Raw genomic sequence first — 13,475 nt, 5'->3', positions numbered from 1 at the left:
TCCCGATACAGCATCGCGTGATGCTCCACGAGCGCGAGCACGCCCCGATTCCCGCGCAGCTCTGCGCCGAGCTGGCCGAGGCCATAACGGGATTGGCTGCGCATCTGCAGCAGCTTGAGCGCGACCGCGCCGTCGAGCAGCATGCGCATCGACTCGACCGGCAACGACAGCCGCGCGGCGAGGTCCTCGGCCGTGGCCGGACGCTCGGCAAGCATGTCGAACAGCCGAAGCTGCACGCAGGCCAGCAGGATCTGCGAGTAGACGAAGCCGGCGACGAGGTCGAACATCGCCACGGCGCGGCTGCGCGCAACCGGGCGCATCAGCGGAAACACCGCGGCAAAGCGCTGAAACCGCGGATTCGACAGGATCGAATCGCGCCAGCCGAGCAGCCGGTCACGCAGGCTCAAGGGGACCATTCGGTTCTGCTACCACCGGCGGCCCGCGAGGGCCACGCCGGCGGATGCATCAGGCCGCTGTGGCGGCGAGTTTCGCCGGCACCAGACGCGTCGCTTCCGACATGATCAGCGACCGCAACTCGTTGCCATTGGTGCAGTCCGGCATCGCCTCGACGGCGCCGCGCACCAGCGACTTCAGGTGATAAATCGCGCCGTCGATCCCCATCTCGCGCACCGCGCTGGGGCGATCATGGGCGATATCCTGGCCGACCGGCTTGCCGATCTCCTCGACATCGGCGGCGGCGTCACGCAGATCGTCGGCGACCTGATAGGCCTCGCCGATCTTCTCGCCGACCATCCGCCACGGCTCCGGATCGGAACCGGCCGAAGCCGCACCCATCGCAGTCGCGGCAACGAACAGCGCGCCAGTCTTGGAACGGTGATAATGCGCGAGATTGATCTCGGACTCGCATTCCCAGGCCTGACCGGCGACGATGCCGAACGGCACGCCGACCGCGCCGCCGATGAGCTGGGTCAGCTTGAGCAGCCGGTCCGCCGGACCTTCGGCCCGTGCGATGGTCTGGAACGCGAGCACGATCATCGCGTCACCGGCGAGCACCGCAAGCGGTTCACCGAACGCCTTGTGCACCGAAGGACGGCCGCGACGCAGGTCGGCGCCATCGAAGCACGGCAGATCGTCATGGATCAGCGAGGCGCAGTGCATCAATTCGAGCGCGGCACCGGCAGCTTCGGTAATGCCCGGATTGTCTTCGCCGCAGGCGAGCGCCACGCTGTGGCAAAGCCGGGGCCGGACCCGCGCGCCGCGCGGGAACACCGCACTCCGCATCGCCGCCGCAAGCCGCGGCGGGCATCCGGCCATGTCGGCCTGATTGAGCGCTTCCGTCAGAGCACGCTCGATCCGATTGGTCACATCCATGGCCACACTCCCGCGCTGAGGCACAAGTGTCAATTTAACTTGTCATGCGAAACTGTAAGTTATTATGGACACCTGTCAATGATATGGCTCAAAGACAGCTGAGCCGGAGTGAGAAAGCGGATGCGGGATCAGACCGCGAGAAATCGCGTCGTAGTGATCGGCGCAGGCGTCGCGGGACTGACGTCTGCGCTGGCCCTGGCCGCACGCGGCTTCGACGTCACGGTGCTCGAACGCGCCGCGGGCCCCGGCGGCAAGATGCGAGAAGTCGCGATCGGGCCGGCGCGGATCGACAGCGGCCCGACCGTGTTCACGATGCGCTGGGTGTTCGAGGAACTGTTCGCCGGAGCCGGCCTGAATTTCTCCGACCATGTCCACCTGCGGCCTTTGTCCGTGCTGGCGCGCCACGCCTGGGACGACACCCAACATCTCGATCTGTTCGCCGACGAGGCGCGCTCGGCCGATGCGATCGGCGCGTTCGCCGGCGCAGCTGAAGCGAAGCGCTATCGGCAGTTCTGCGCCGACAGCCGGCACATCTACGAGATTCTGGAAAAGCCGTTTCTCCGCGCCACCGCCCCGAGCCTGCCGAAGCTCGCGACCGCCGGCGGACTCGGTGGCCTGCTCGAGCTGCGCAAGATCCGTCCCTTCACCACGATGTGGAAAGCGCTCGGCGATTACTTCCACGATCCGCGGATGCGGCAACTGTTCGGCCGCTACGCGACCTATTGCGGGTCATCGCCGTTCGATGCGCCGGCGACCCTGATGCTGGTCGCGCATGTCGAACATGAAGGCGTGTGGATCATCGACGGCGGCATGCACGCGCTGGCGCGGGCGCTGGCGGACTGCGCGGCGAAGTTCGGCACGACGATTCGCTATGAGCAAAGCGTGCGCGAAGTGATGGTGTCGGGCGGCCGCGCCGCCGGCGTGGTCCTGGACAGCGGCGAGCGGATCGAAGCGCATTCGGTGATCGTCAATGCCGATGTCGGCGCGCTCCCGGCGGGACTGTTCGGCGAAGCGGTACGCTCGGCGGTCGCACCGCTCGCACCGCGGCTGCGCTCGCTCTCCGCCATCACCTGGAGCATGGTGGCGAAGACACACGGTTTTCCGCTGTGCCGCCATTCGGTGTTCTTCTCGCGCGATTATCCCCGCGAATTCGCCGAGATCTTCGGCCGCGGCGAAGTGCCGAACGAACCGACGGTGTATGTCTGCGCGCAGGATCGCATCGACGACGAGGCGCGTCTCGCCAGCAGCGGCGAGGAAGAACTGCTGGTGCTGATCAACGCGCCGCCGGTCGGCGACCGCAAGGCGTTCGATCAAGGCGAGATCGACCGCGCCGCCGAGCGCGCCTTCGGCGTGCTGCAGCGCTGCGGGCTGCGAATCGACGCCGACGCGAGCAAGACAGAGGTGACCACGCCGGCCGATTTCAATCGGTTGTTTCCGGCGACTGGTGGCGCGCTGTATGGTCGCGCCTCGCACGGCTGGAGCGCCTCGTTCGAACGTCCCGGAGCGCGTACAAGGATCCCCGGCCTGTACCTGGCCGGCGGCAGCACCCATCCGGGCCCCGGCGTGCCGATGGCCGCCCTGTCGGGCCGCGCCGCCGCGGCGACCTTGTTCGCCGACCTCGAAGCCAACCCGGCGGGTGCGAAGCCTGCGCTACGCCCCGCCTCTGCCAAGACGACGTGAGATTATGATTGCATGGCCTAATGAAACCGACGAGCGCCGCGCCGGATTCAACGCCGATATTCCACGCAACGGCTACGCCTGGTGGTACGTCGACGCGATCAGCGACGACGGCCGCGAAGGGCTGACGATCATCGCCTTCATCGGCAGCGTGTTCTCGCCTTACTACGCGTTCGCGCGGCGCCGTGCGCCCGCCGATCCGCTCGACCACTGCGCCATCAACGTGGCGCTGTATCATCAGGCCGGCAAGCGCTGGACCATGACCGAGCGCGGCCGCGGGCGCGTGGCGCGCAACGTCAACGCGTTCCTGATCGGGCCGAGCGACCTCGGCTGGGACGGCAAGACGCTGACCATCAACATCCGCGAAACCGGCGCGCCGGTGCCGGGACGGATCGAGGGCCGGGTGCGAGTGACACCGCGGGCGATCACCAAGGATTTCTTCGTCCTCAATCCGCAGGGCAATCACCGCTGGTGGCCGATCGCGCCGCGCGCGCGCGTCGAGGTCGATCTGCGGCGACCGAACCTGTCCTGGCAGGGCGAAGGCTATCTCGACAGCAATGCCGGCGACGAGCCGATCGAGACCGGCTTCCGGCATTGGGAATGGGCGCGGGGCGCGATGCGCGACAAGACCGTGATCCTGTACGAAGCCGAGCGCCGCGACGGCAGCCGGGTCGATCTCGCCGTCACCTTCGACGCGGCGGGCAACAAACAGGAATTCACCCCGCCGCAGCTGCTGCCGCTGCCGCGCTCGGGCTGGCGGGTCGACCGCAGCGCGCGCAGCGAGACCGATGCGAAGCTCGTCCGCACCCTGGAAGACACCCCGTTCTACGCCCGCTCGATGGTGGAGACGACGCTGCTCGGCGAGAAAGTCACGCTGATGCACGAAAGCCTGTCCCTCGACCGCTTCCGCATGCCCGTCGTGCAAGCCATGCTGCCATTCCGGATGCCGCGGCGGCGATGAGTCAACGTTACCCCGCCAAGGCTAAACGGCCGACAACTTCTGCAATACGATCGGAAACGTAGCGATGCCTCGGCAAGGGAAATAGGGGCAAAAACTCGCGCCGAGCTCTTGCAGCCGCGTCAAAAATTTCCGACGCACTAGCCAGCACGCAATTCCGTCCCAGAAGCCATGGTCGCTCCGTATCTGACCTCACTACAACTGTAGGCACCCTGAGAACCACAGCCTCTTCACTCAGGCCAGCGGAATCAGTGACGACGAGCAGCGACCGACAGAGGCACTCGAGCAATTCCCTCCGAGACATACTCCGATGAAACGCGACATGGCTTGGCCAACGTAAATTCTGGAGAAGATCAAGCGCGGAATCGTGAACGACAAATTTTACAGGCACCCCCAATAATGAGATCGATTCAACAACATCTTTTAGCAAACTAAACCTCAGGTTTTCTTTCCTATGAATTGTAACTAAACATACAGAACGATCAAGATGATTGACGTTTTCATCACATATGATTTCTGAATAAATTCGCTCCATGTACAAACTACCTGCAACAAAGATACCCTTCTCGTCTCGTCCTTCTCTTATTAGATTTATCCTATCTGATTCATGGCAACAAATCAGAACATCAGATCTGCGATCTACCGCAGACCTTATTCTGTCCTCAATTCCGCTGGAGCACAATGATCGCATTCCAGCTTCAAAATGAACCAATCGCACACCAGCTCGATTTGCAGCGACAGCGCCAACGTATGTAGTTTTCGTATCTCCAATAACCAAACATATGCGCGCCCGCATATGCCGAAGACTCTCTTCAATGAATTTCCCTGCACCACCATATGAGAAAGAACCCGCCATCAGGTCCCTGCAGATGACGGATTTGTCGAGCTGCTCGTAATAATCATACCCATCAACTACTTGTTGATTAATCCTAATAATTCGAAAATCAACGCGACGTTCACGAAAGACACTAGAAAGTCTTCCCAGCTTCAAAAAATGAGGACGAACGCCAGCGACAACACAAACTCTCATTTGCGATCGCCCGCCACTCTTCGAAACCAAACAACATGAAAAAGGAAAGCCATAGGCATCGTTAGAAAAATACACCACTTGCAAATATATCCTGGACTTACCCAAAGCCAAGTCAGTCCAGTCGAGACGGAAAACAGAACTGCCATTAGAAACATGACACCTGACGCTCGCCAAAATCGAGGCTTTCTGAAGAACTTAAGAAAATCGACAAGATGACAAAGAATCTTCTTCAGGCTCGACCGCGCGGGCGATGCATCTACCGCGGCGTTTTTATCTGACAAGAGCGCATCGAGCTCATCCTCAAACTTTCGATATTTGAAGAAGAATCGAATTTGTATCTTTGGCACTTCTTCGCCGAGGTACCTACGCAGCCTATTGATAAAATTGAGATAGTCCTGCGATACTCGTTCTTCGCTCGCAAGACTGATTAATTGAAGTAGCGAATAAATGTAAATCACCCAAATCGCACAAACCGTAAGCGGCAATATTTGTGTTGGAGTGACACCTAGAATCGGCCTGAGATCATCGAGAATCTTGAGGCGCACAGCAAACGCCACCACCGAAGCAACTGCACTAGGCGCCGACGTAACAATCAAAATTCTTCTTATTATTTCGCGCCGCTCCTCAAGATTCTGCTTATAGTAATCCCAAGCAAGATCATAATCTTTGAATAGCGGCACGTCGGGCGTCGGGAGATCGACAACCGGCCATGCAAGAAATTTCTCTGCAGCTTCGCGTTGACCAAAAATTGGATTAAACCTCACGTATTGGTTCCTCGCCTCTTTCGACCAATACCAACAAAATTGCTAATAACATGGACGAGCTCACCTCCAACGATTTTCTGCGTAACGGAATATCTAAAGATGAAGGATTGCTAGAGACCACTAATCTTCTCCGACTCCCGCTTCCGGTCCAGCCGCCGGCCCTGCCATTCGAGCACGGCCCAGCCGGCGGCGAACGTGCCGAGCATCAGGATCTCGAAGTAGTTGAAGGCGCTGTCGCTGTTCATCGCGGGTCGGCCTTGTCGCGTTCGGCGCGGGCGCGGTCGAGGCGCTTGCCTTGGCGCTCCAGCGCCAGCCAGCCGACGACCAGGCAACCGAATACCGCGATCAGCTCGATCAGACCGTAGTACTGCTCCATCGCCAACCTCCGCAATCCGACGCGCGGGTGACAGCCAGCTCTGGTCCGCCCCCGCGCCGCGCGGGGCGGATCAGCTCCAGCTCACCAGCGGCGGCATCGAGCTCATGATCGTTTCGGTGTTGCCGCCGGTCTGCAGACCGAACATCGTGCCGCGATCGTACAGCAGATTGAACTCGACATAGAGACCGCGGCAGGCGAGCTGCTGCGCCCGCTCCTCGTCGGTCCACGGCTCGACCATGCGCTTGCGCACGATCTTCGGATAGACGTCGAGCAGCGCCGAGCCGACCTCGCGCGCGAAGGCGAAGTCGCGATCGAAATCGCCGCTGTCGAGATGATCGAAGAAGATCCCGCCGACGCCGCGGGCGACGCCGCGATGCGGCAGAAAGAAGTAGGTGTCAGCCCAAGGCTTGAACTTGTCATAGTAGGCCGGATCGTGGGCGTCGCACGCGCGCTTCATCGCATTGTGGAAGATCACCGCGTCCTCGGCGTCCTGGCTGCGCTGCTCCGGCAGCATCGGCGTCAGATCGGCGCCGCCGCCGAACCAGCCCTGCGACGTCGACAGAAACCGCGTGTTCATATGCACGGTCGGCACCCGCGGGCTGCGCGGATGCATGATCAGGCTGATGCTGGTGGAGACGTAGTCCAGGCTGACGCCGTCGCCCGGCAAATTCCTGGCCATCTCCTGAGTCAGCTTGCCATTGGCCGACGAGGTGTGAATGCCGATCTTCTCGAACAGACGGCCGTTCGACAGAAAGCCGCCGACCCCGCCGCCGGAGCCGGTCTTGCGTTGCCAAGGTTTGTAAGTGAACGTCGCTGGCTCGCCGGGAAACAGCTCGGCCGGCGCCTCGCGCTCCAGAACTTCGATCTCGGCGCAAATCCGATCGCGCAGTCCCTCGAACCAGGCTCGCGCCGCAGTCCGGCGAGCCTCAACGGCGGCGTGTTGCGAAGTTTCGGGCGAGCGTTCGAGGTCTGTATCGATGGCCATGGTCGTGATCCGTTGAACAATGTCAGCATCGGTATCACGCCAGTGTGGCGGCTTCGAGAGATTTTGCAAATCAGTTGCGTTTGAACGGTGCCGAGGTCGTATCGCTCGCGGCCGATCCGTTCGAGACGGCCGCTACGCTTCTCCTCAGGCTGAGGTGGAAGCGAGCGGATGGCCCAATTGAGATTCGTGGAGTGTCGCTACGCGCAATGTCCTCATGGTGAGGAGGCGCATAGCGCCGTCTCGAACCATGCGCCACAAATGTCGGCGCAACCGCCGCTCGCGGACGTCCGGGACGAGCCCGGGCATGACGAAATTGAGACGGAGATCTGCTAACTACACCCGGCTGCGTTGCAGCATCTGGTCGCGGCGTTCGAGGCGGGTGAACAGGTCGACCAACCAGGCCACCTTCTGCTCGACCGGCTTGATCTTCTGGCGCGGCGGCATCTCGCGCACCGGATGCGCGATCACGGCGTCGACCAGAAACTTGGTCTCCTCCATGTCGCCGAATTTGGCCGGCAGATACTTCGCCGGGGCCCATTCGGTTTCCTGGAACGCCAGCAGGCGGGCAAGGACCGCAAGTTTGCGACCGGTCGACACCACCGCACGGCTCGACACCGAATCGAGGCCGGAGCGCTCGACCTCGCGGCCGATCTCGGCGTACAGCGCGCGCGCCGCGAAAATGCCGGGACGGCAGGAGCGCGGCAGGTTGGCGATACCGAGCGTGGCGCGATCATACAGCGCGTCGGCGGTGTCGATCAGCCGCTTGACGATGCCGGCGATCTGCGGCGTGAATTTCGGATCGGCGAGCCAAACTTCCGGATCGACGCCCGCTTCACGCATCCATTGCAGCGGCATGTAGATGCGGCCGTTGCGCGCGTCTTCACCGATATCACGCGCGATATTGGTGAGCTGCATCGCGCAGCCGAGGTCGCAGGCGCGCGCCACGATGTCGGGTTTGCGCTGCCCCATCACCAGCGTCATCATCACGCCGACGGTGCCGGCGACGCGGGCGCAATAGGAATACAGATCAGACAGTGTTTCGAAGCGGCGGCCCTGCGCGTCCCACTCCAGGCCCTCGATCAGCGCCTCGGGAATCGCCGGCGGAATCGAAAACCGCGCCACCACATCAGCGAAGGCGCGGTCGGACGGATAGGCCCGCGGCACGCCGCGGCAGGCGCGATCGAGGCGATCCTTCAGCACTTCGACCGCGGCGGCGCGATCGAGCCCGAGATCGACGGCATCGTCGGCGACGCGGCAAAACGCATACAGGGCGATCGCCGGATCGCTGATCCGGCGCGGCAACACCATCGAGGCCGCGTGGAAGGTGTGCGAGCCTTCCTTGATCATCTCGCGGCACGCCAGCATGTCGGATTGGGCCAACATATCGGATTGCAAACTCATGATGTCACCAAACTGTCGGCCTCGGGGACCAGCGCATCGAGGACCCGCGCCGAGGATAGAACCCCGGGCAGGCCAGCGCCGGGATGCGTTCCGGCGCCGACGAGATAAAGCCTTTTGACGTCTTCACTTTGATTGTGAGGCCTGAACCAGGCGCTTTGCCACAGCACCGGCTCCAGACCGAACGCAGCGCCGCGGAACGACGACAGCCGGTCCTGGAAATCGAGCGGCGTTGTGATCTTCGAAGTTGCGATCTGATTTTCGAGATCCGGCAGAATGGTCGCGCCCAACATCTTGGCGATCGCAGCGCGATACGGCTCCGCCTTGCTGTGCCAATCGACATTGCCGAGCAGATTCGGCACCGGCGACAACACATAGAACGTGTCGCATCCCTGCGGGGCCAGCGACGGGTCGGTCGCGGTCGGACGATGCAGGTACAGGCTGAAATCGTCGGCCACCACCTTGCGGCTGAAGATATCGCTGATCAATTCGCGATAGCGCGGCCCGAGCAGAATGGTGTGGTGCTTGACGTCCTCGTAACGGCGCTTCGTGCCGAAGTACCAGACGAACAGGCTCATCGAGTAGCGCGACTTCTCGATCTTGGCGTCGGTCCAGCGCTTACGCGTCTCCGGCGGCAGCAGATAGCGATAGGTCGAGGCCGAATCGGCATTCGACACCACGATATCGGCCTTGATCACTTCGCCGTCCGCAAGCTTCACGCCGGTCGCGGTGCCGTTCTCGACGACGATCTGGCGGACATCCTGGTTGTAGCGGATCTCGTTGCCCTGCCCTTCGATCAGCTTGACCAGCCCGGCGACCAGCGCGCCGGTGCCGCCCATCGCCGAATGCACGCCCCACTGTTTTTCCAGATAGGTGATCAGGCAGTACACCGAGCTCGACATGAACGGGTTGCCGCCGATCAACAGCGGATGGAAGCTGAACACCTGGCGCAGCTTCGGATCCTTGAAGTGCTTGGCGACCAAACCGTAGACGCTGCGATAGCTCTCGAGCTTGATCATCGCCGGCGCGATCTTCAGCATGTCGGTGAAGTGGCTGAACGGCTGATCGCCGAGCTGCTCGAAACCGACTTTGAAGATCTCGTGCGACGCCGCCATGAAGCGGTCGTAGGCCGGCACGTCGTCGGGACAGAACTTGGCGATCTGATCCAGCACCGCGTTGCGGTCGTCGGAATAGTCGAAGTGCGTACCGTCGTCGAACCGGATGCGATAGAACGGCGACATCGGCTTCAACGTGATGTCGTCCGACATCCGCTTGCCGCACAGCTTCCACAGCTCTTCGAACAGATACGGCGCAGTCACGATGGTCGGGCCGGCGTCGAACGCGAAGCCATCCTGCCGGTGCACGTAAGCACGACCGCCTGGCTGATCGAGCTTCTCCAAAACAGTAACCCGATACCCCCTGGCGCCGAGCCGCACGGCGGCAGCGAGACCGCCGAAGCCGGAGCCGATCACCACCGCATGCGGAGCATGATCGCGAAGAGAACGAACAGCAGGATTGGAGCCAGGATCGAGCATGGGTACCACTGTAACAAAAAATTGACAGAGGGCTAGCGGCAATCTGTAAGCAGGTCCTGACAATCCGTCTTTGATCTATTCGATATTCTCCAGTTTTTCCGCGTAGCGTTCGATCAACGCAGCAATCAGCGCCGGACGTTCCTCGTGGGCGAGATGACCGAGCGCGGGAATCCGCTCGATCACCGCTTTCGGCTGAATTTCCCGTACCTTAACCGCCACCGAGGGCGGAATCGCGCGGTCGCCTTCCGCCGCCACCAGCACCAGCAGCGGCTTCAAATTCGGCAGCAATTTCAAAAGCGGCTCGAGGTCCCAGTTCGCCATCATCCGCAGCGCCGCGGCGACATGATGGGGGCTGGAGACCAGCTTGCCGTAGAGTTTGATCCCCGCCGGATCGATGGTCGAACCGGTATTGCCGATCAGCCGCTCGACCGCGCCGCGGTGCCCGGCCTGCCAGGCGAACAGGCTCGGTACGAACGGATTCATCACCAGCATCTTGGCGAGCGGCGAAAAGAAACTCGCAGCCGGCCCGCCATAGGGCAGAAACGCCCCGTTCAGGCTGAACAGGATCGCCGGATCGATCGCGCCATCGAGGCACATCCGCGCCAGGATCGCCGCGCCCGCGGAGTGGCCGACGACGAGGCGCGGGGAGATCTGGATCGCCCGCAGCAATGCACCGACATCCGCTGCCATGCCCGGCAACGACATCCGATGCCCGCGCGGCGACTGGGTGAAGCCATGGCCGGGCAGATCCGGCGCGACGACGTGATAGTGCCGCGCCAGCAGCGGCGCCAGACCGCGCCAGGAGTGCGACGCCGCGCCGGTGCCGTGAATCAGCAGGATCGCCGGAGCCGCGGGCGATCCCATCCGTTGCACATGCCAGCGGAAGCCGCCCGCTTCGACGAAGCGGCTGGCCTCGCGATGAGGCCAATCGAGCCCGTCCCGACTCCAAACCAGGTCGGACATTGCGAAAGCCTCAGGCCCCGATCTTGCTCACCCGGCCGAGAAACTCGTCATAGGCCCGCATGAATTCTCCCGGCACCTCGAAATGAGGCAGCGCGCCGGTCTGAAACACAGTGACGGTCCAGTTCGGACGGCCCTCGACGGTGGTCTTCAGGCTGTAGTCGACGAAATCGCCGCGCACGCCGTGGCTGAACCACACCGGCATGGTCAGGTCCTGATAGATCCGCAGAATGTCCTGGCTGAACAGATAGCCCGCAACGAAGTAATACGGCGCGTGCTGGGCACCGGGCTGATGCGTCGTCAGATAGTCGTAATCGAGCATGCCCTGATCGATGTTCGGTGCGCCGAACGCCTTCTTCAGGAACCAGCCGATCACCGGCTTCATCGTGAGCAGCTTGAAGATGCTCTCGCTCCACACCGGATTTTCGAAGAACGCATGCAGCCACGGAATCGCGCGCGATCCCTGGGTCCAGCGCTGGTTCTTCTTGTCAAAGCCGGTGGGGGCGACCAGCGCCAAGCTGCGGAACGCCTGCGACGTTTCGCTCGCGGCGCGCGCGAGAAATTCGCTGCCGAGCGACAGCGCCAGCGCATCGATCGGCTTGTCCCCGTGTACCTTCTGAATCTCGGTGACGACCGTATGGATCGCGTCCGTCATCATCCGAACGGAGTATTGACGCTTTGCCCGCGACGAATGACCAAAGCCCGGTAATTCGATCGCATAGACCGGCCGGCTCTGCGCATAGTGCTCGAAGATCGGCCGAACCTCGTAGGCCGAGCCTGCGGCATTGACGCTGTGGATCAGCAGCAATGGCGGCTCGGACGACGGCTCCGACGGCGACGCGGACCAATAGGTCAGCCGCCCGCCGAAACTGTCGATGTCGTGACGTTCGCCCGGGACCGGCGGCGGAAGCGCCGGGTTGCCGCTCAGCGTCTCGGACGATGCGGGGGTGGGTGCGGTTGCGTTCATCTCGAAATTCCTATTCGCGGCATCTCCGCCGCAGGTCGGCGTGGTCAAGACGGTGCGCGCAGTGTATCAGACCGTCAAGAAGACTTGTCGTACAACAGTGGGTAGCTCTCTTGACACAGAATCTGGTGACCAAACCGTTCATGGAAGTGCTTTCCGGCAATCGGCAGGCCTCTCCCCCGATGTGGATGATGCGGCAGGCCGGACGTTACCTGCCGGAATACCGCGCAACGCGCGCGCAAGCCGGTAGTTTCCTCGATCTGTGCTTCAATGCGGAGCTCGCCGCAGAGGTGACGCTGCAGCCGATCCGGCGATTCGGCTTCGACGCCGCGATCATCTTCTCCGACATTCTGGTGGTGCCCTACGCGCTCGGTCGTTCGGTGCGGTTCGAAGTCGGCGAAGGCCCGCGGCTCGACCCGCTGAATTCGCCCGATCTGGTCGGCACGCTGAACAGCGCGATCGATTTGTCCAAGCTCGAGCCGGTGTTCGAAGCGCTGCGCATCGTGCGCCGCGAACTGAAACCCGAGACCACGCTGATCGGCTTCTGCGGTTCGCCGTTCACGGTCGCGACCTACATGGTCGCCGGCCAGGGCACTTCGGATCAGCACCCGGCCCGGCTGATGGCGTATCAGCACCCCGGCGCGTTCGCCAAGATCATCGACGTGCTGGTCGAGAGCTCGATTCAGTATTTGCTCAAGCAGCTCGATGCCGGCGCCGACGTGCTGCAGATCTTCGATACCTGGGCCGGCATCCTGCCGCCGCGCGAATTCGAGAAGTGGTGCATCGAGCCGACCCGCCGGATCGTCGAAGGCATCCGCAAGGTCAAGCCGGGCACCAAGATCATCGGCTTCCCGCGCGGCGCCGGCGCGCTGCTGCCGGCCTTCATCGAGCGCACCGGCGTCGATGCCGTCAGCATCGACTGGACCGCAGAGCCGAAGCTTGTGCGCGAACAGGTGCAGACCAAGGTCGCGGTGCAGGGCAATCTCGATCCGCTGCTGCTGATCGCCGGCGGCTCGGCGCTCGACGAAGGTGTCGACGAGGTGCTGAAGAATTTCTCGTCCGGCCGTCACATCTTCAATCTCGGCCACGGCATCACGCCCGACGCGTCGATCGCGCATGTCGAGCAGATGGTGAAACGCGTCCGCGACTACAAGGGCTGAGCCCCTCGCCTTCGGGCGACGCGATCGTGATCGAAGGGCCGGCGCGCGCGCCGGCCCTTTTTGTTTGCCGCCGCGGCAACCGCCCCCGAAGCACCGATCGCGATGCGTCCAGCAAAACTCGGTTGCACAACCGACCGATTACTCGCGCGACACGAGCGGGAATCGACGTCGATGCAGCGATCCTGCTGCTGCGAGCAACCCCAGTTCCAGACTTCGACAACACGATCGGCGGACAGAAGAAATCGATAACCACAGTTCGGATCATCGCTGTCGGTATGCCGTTATCGAAGAACGAAAAGCGGGGGAATGCGTTACCTGTCGGATAATTCTCCACCA

General features: G+C 62.4%; 15 protein-coding genes. 4 read left to right on the top strand and 11 right to left on the bottom strand.

Features of this window, described 5'->3' with window-relative positions:
- Both DY468_RS14825 and DY468_RS14820 read right to left on the bottom strand, forming a co-directional pair.
- Window positions 1–416 (bottom strand): methyltransferase family protein (locus DY468_RS14825; protein ID WP_283808781.1); only part of this gene is annotated, 416 nt, incomplete at its 3' end.
- Window positions 417–465: 49 nt separating this feature from the next.
- The gene (locus tag DY468_RS14820) at window positions 466–1,332 is read right to left on the bottom strand and encodes a polyprenyl synthetase family protein (protein ID WP_164605569.1); all 867 of its coding nucleotides are present in this window, start codon (window positions 1,330–1,332) and stop codon (window positions 466–468) included.
- A gap of 120 nt (window positions 1,333–1,452) precedes the next feature.
- On the opposite strand from DY468_RS14820, the gene crtD reads away from it, so the two are divergent.
- Both crtD and DY468_RS14810 read left to right on the top strand, forming a co-directional pair.
- Complete coding sequence (crtD, locus tag DY468_RS14815) at window positions 1,453–3,012, top strand: 1-hydroxycarotenoid 3,4-desaturase CrtD (RefSeq protein ID WP_164605568.1); 1,560 nt, start codon at window positions 1,453–1,455, stop codon at window positions 3,010–3,012.
- 4 nt (window positions 3,013–3,016) lie between these two features.
- Window positions 3,017–3,970 (top strand): carotenoid 1,2-hydratase family protein, encoded by a 954-nt coding sequence (locus DY468_RS14810; protein WP_164605567.1) that lies wholly within the window; start codon window positions 3,017–3,019, stop codon window positions 3,968–3,970.
- A gap of 7 nt (window positions 3,971–3,977) precedes the next feature.
- Here the strand turns inward: DY468_RS14810 and DY468_RS25015 are convergent, their stop codons facing one another.
- The 9 genes from DY468_RS25015 to DY468_RS14775 form a co-directional block, all read right to left on the bottom strand.
- Window positions 3,978–4,823 carry a UDP-N-acetylglucosamine 2-epimerase gene (locus DY468_RS25015; RefSeq protein ID WP_502706228.1) on the bottom strand — a complete coding sequence of 282 codons (846 nt, stop codon included), beginning with the start codon at window positions 4,821–4,823 and terminating at the stop codon, window positions 3,978–3,980.
- A 170-nt stretch (window positions 4,824–4,993) separates the two neighbouring features.
- Window positions 4,994–5,761 (bottom strand): hypothetical protein, encoded by a 768-nt coding sequence (locus tag DY468_RS14800; protein ID WP_164605565.1) that lies wholly within the window; start codon window positions 5,759–5,761, stop codon window positions 4,994–4,996.
- Window positions 5,762–5,871: 110 nt separating this feature from the next.
- Window positions 5,872–6,006: a hypothetical protein gene (locus tag DY468_RS24925; protein ID WP_283808780.1), complete on the bottom strand. Its 135-nt coding sequence runs from the start codon at window positions 6,004–6,006 to the stop codon at window positions 5,872–5,874.
- Complete coding sequence (locus tag DY468_RS24920) at window positions 6,003–6,137, bottom strand: hypothetical protein (RefSeq protein WP_283808779.1); 135 nt, start codon at window positions 6,135–6,137, stop codon at window positions 6,003–6,005. The genes DY468_RS24925 and DY468_RS24920 overlap by 4 nt, the downstream gene beginning before the upstream one ends.
- A gap of 70 nt (window positions 6,138–6,207) precedes the next feature.
- Window positions 6,208–7,122 (bottom strand): oxygen-dependent coproporphyrinogen oxidase, encoded by a 915-nt coding sequence (gene hemF, locus DY468_RS14795; RefSeq protein ID WP_164605564.1) that lies wholly within the window; start codon window positions 7,120–7,122, stop codon window positions 6,208–6,210.
- A 333-nt stretch (window positions 7,123–7,455) separates the two neighbouring features.
- Window positions 7,456–8,523, bottom strand: a complete 1,068-nt coding sequence (locus DY468_RS14790) for a phytoene/squalene synthase family protein (RefSeq protein ID WP_164605563.1) — start codon at window positions 8,521–8,523, stop codon at window positions 7,456–7,458.
- Window positions 8,520–10,055 carry a phytoene desaturase gene (locus tag DY468_RS14785; protein WP_164605562.1) on the bottom strand — a complete coding sequence of 512 codons (1,536 nt, stop codon included), beginning with the start codon at window positions 10,053–10,055 and terminating at the stop codon, window positions 8,520–8,522. Before DY468_RS14785 ends, DY468_RS14790 begins: the two co-directional genes overlap by 4 nt.
- A gap of 75 nt (window positions 10,056–10,130) precedes the next feature.
- Entirely contained in the window at window positions 10,131–11,018 is an 888-nt protein-coding gene (gene bchO / locus DY468_RS14780; RefSeq protein WP_164605561.1) for an alpha/beta fold hydrolase BchO, read from the bottom strand.
- Window positions 11,019–11,028: 10 nt separating this feature from the next.
- Window positions 11,029–11,982, bottom strand: a complete 954-nt coding sequence (locus DY468_RS14775) for an alpha/beta fold hydrolase (protein ID WP_164605560.1) — start codon at window positions 11,980–11,982, stop codon at window positions 11,029–11,031.
- A 110-nt stretch (window positions 11,983–12,092) separates the two neighbouring features.
- Between DY468_RS14775 and hemE the strand changes: the two genes are divergently transcribed.
- Both hemE and DY468_RS14765 read left to right on the top strand, forming a co-directional pair.
- Window positions 12,093–13,139 carry a uroporphyrinogen decarboxylase gene (hemE, locus tag DY468_RS14770; RefSeq protein WP_164605559.1) on the top strand — a complete coding sequence of 349 codons (1,047 nt, stop codon included), beginning with the start codon at window positions 12,093–12,095 and terminating at the stop codon, window positions 13,137–13,139.
- Window positions 13,140–13,165: 26 nt separating this feature from the next.
- Window positions 13,166–13,465: a hypothetical protein gene (locus tag DY468_RS14765; protein ID WP_164605558.1), complete on the top strand. Its 300-nt coding sequence runs from the start codon at window positions 13,166–13,168 to the stop codon at window positions 13,463–13,465.
- The last annotated feature ends 10 nt before the right edge of the window (window positions 13,466–13,475 follow it).

The organism is Rhodopseudomonas sp. BR0M22 (assembly GCF_010907035.1).
Taxonomy (GTDB): Bacteria; Pseudomonadota; Alphaproteobacteria; order Rhizobiales; family Xanthobacteraceae; genus Rhodopseudomonas.
This window is presented reverse-complemented; position numbering and strand designations above follow the sequence as displayed.

Coding starts and splice junctions, on each gene's coding strand:
- DY468_RS24925 (WP_283808780.1), bottom strand. CDS start 6,006: ATGAACAGCGACAGCGCCTTCAACTACTTCGAGATCCTGATGCTCGGC.
- DY468_RS14790 (WP_164605563.1), bottom strand. CDS start 8,523: ATGAGTTTGCAATCCGATATGTTGGCCCAATCCGACATGCTGGCGTGC.
- bchO (WP_164605561.1), bottom strand. CDS start 11,018: ATGTCCGACCTGGTTTGGAGTCGGGACGGGCTCGATTGGCCTCATCGC.
- DY468_RS14810 (WP_164605567.1), top strand. CDS start 3,017: ATGATTGCATGGCCTAATGAAACCGACGAGCGCCGCGCCGGATTCAAC.
- DY468_RS14820 (WP_164605569.1), bottom strand. CDS start 1,332: ATGGATGTGACCAATCGGATCGAGCGTGCTCTGACGGAAGCGCTCAAT.
- DY468_RS14775 (WP_164605560.1), bottom strand. CDS start 11,982: ATGAACGCAACCGCACCCACCCCCGCATCGTCCGAGACGCTGAGCGGC.
- hemF (WP_164605564.1), bottom strand. CDS start 7,122: ATGGCCATCGATACAGACCTCGAACGCTCGCCCGAAACTTCGCAACAC.
- DY468_RS25015 (WP_502706228.1), bottom strand. CDS start 4,823: ATGGCGGGTTCTTTCTCATATGGTGGTGCAGGGAAATTCATTGAAGAG.
- DY468_RS14785 (WP_164605562.1), bottom strand. CDS start 10,055: ATGCTCGATCCTGGCTCCAATCCTGCTGTTCGTTCTCTTCGCGATCAT.
- crtD (WP_164605568.1), top strand. CDS start 1,453: ATGCGGGATCAGACCGCGAGAAATCGCGTCGTAGTGATCGGCGCAGGC.
- DY468_RS24920 (WP_283808779.1), bottom strand. CDS start 6,137: ATGGAGCAGTACTACGGTCTGATCGAGCTGATCGCGGTATTCGGTTGC.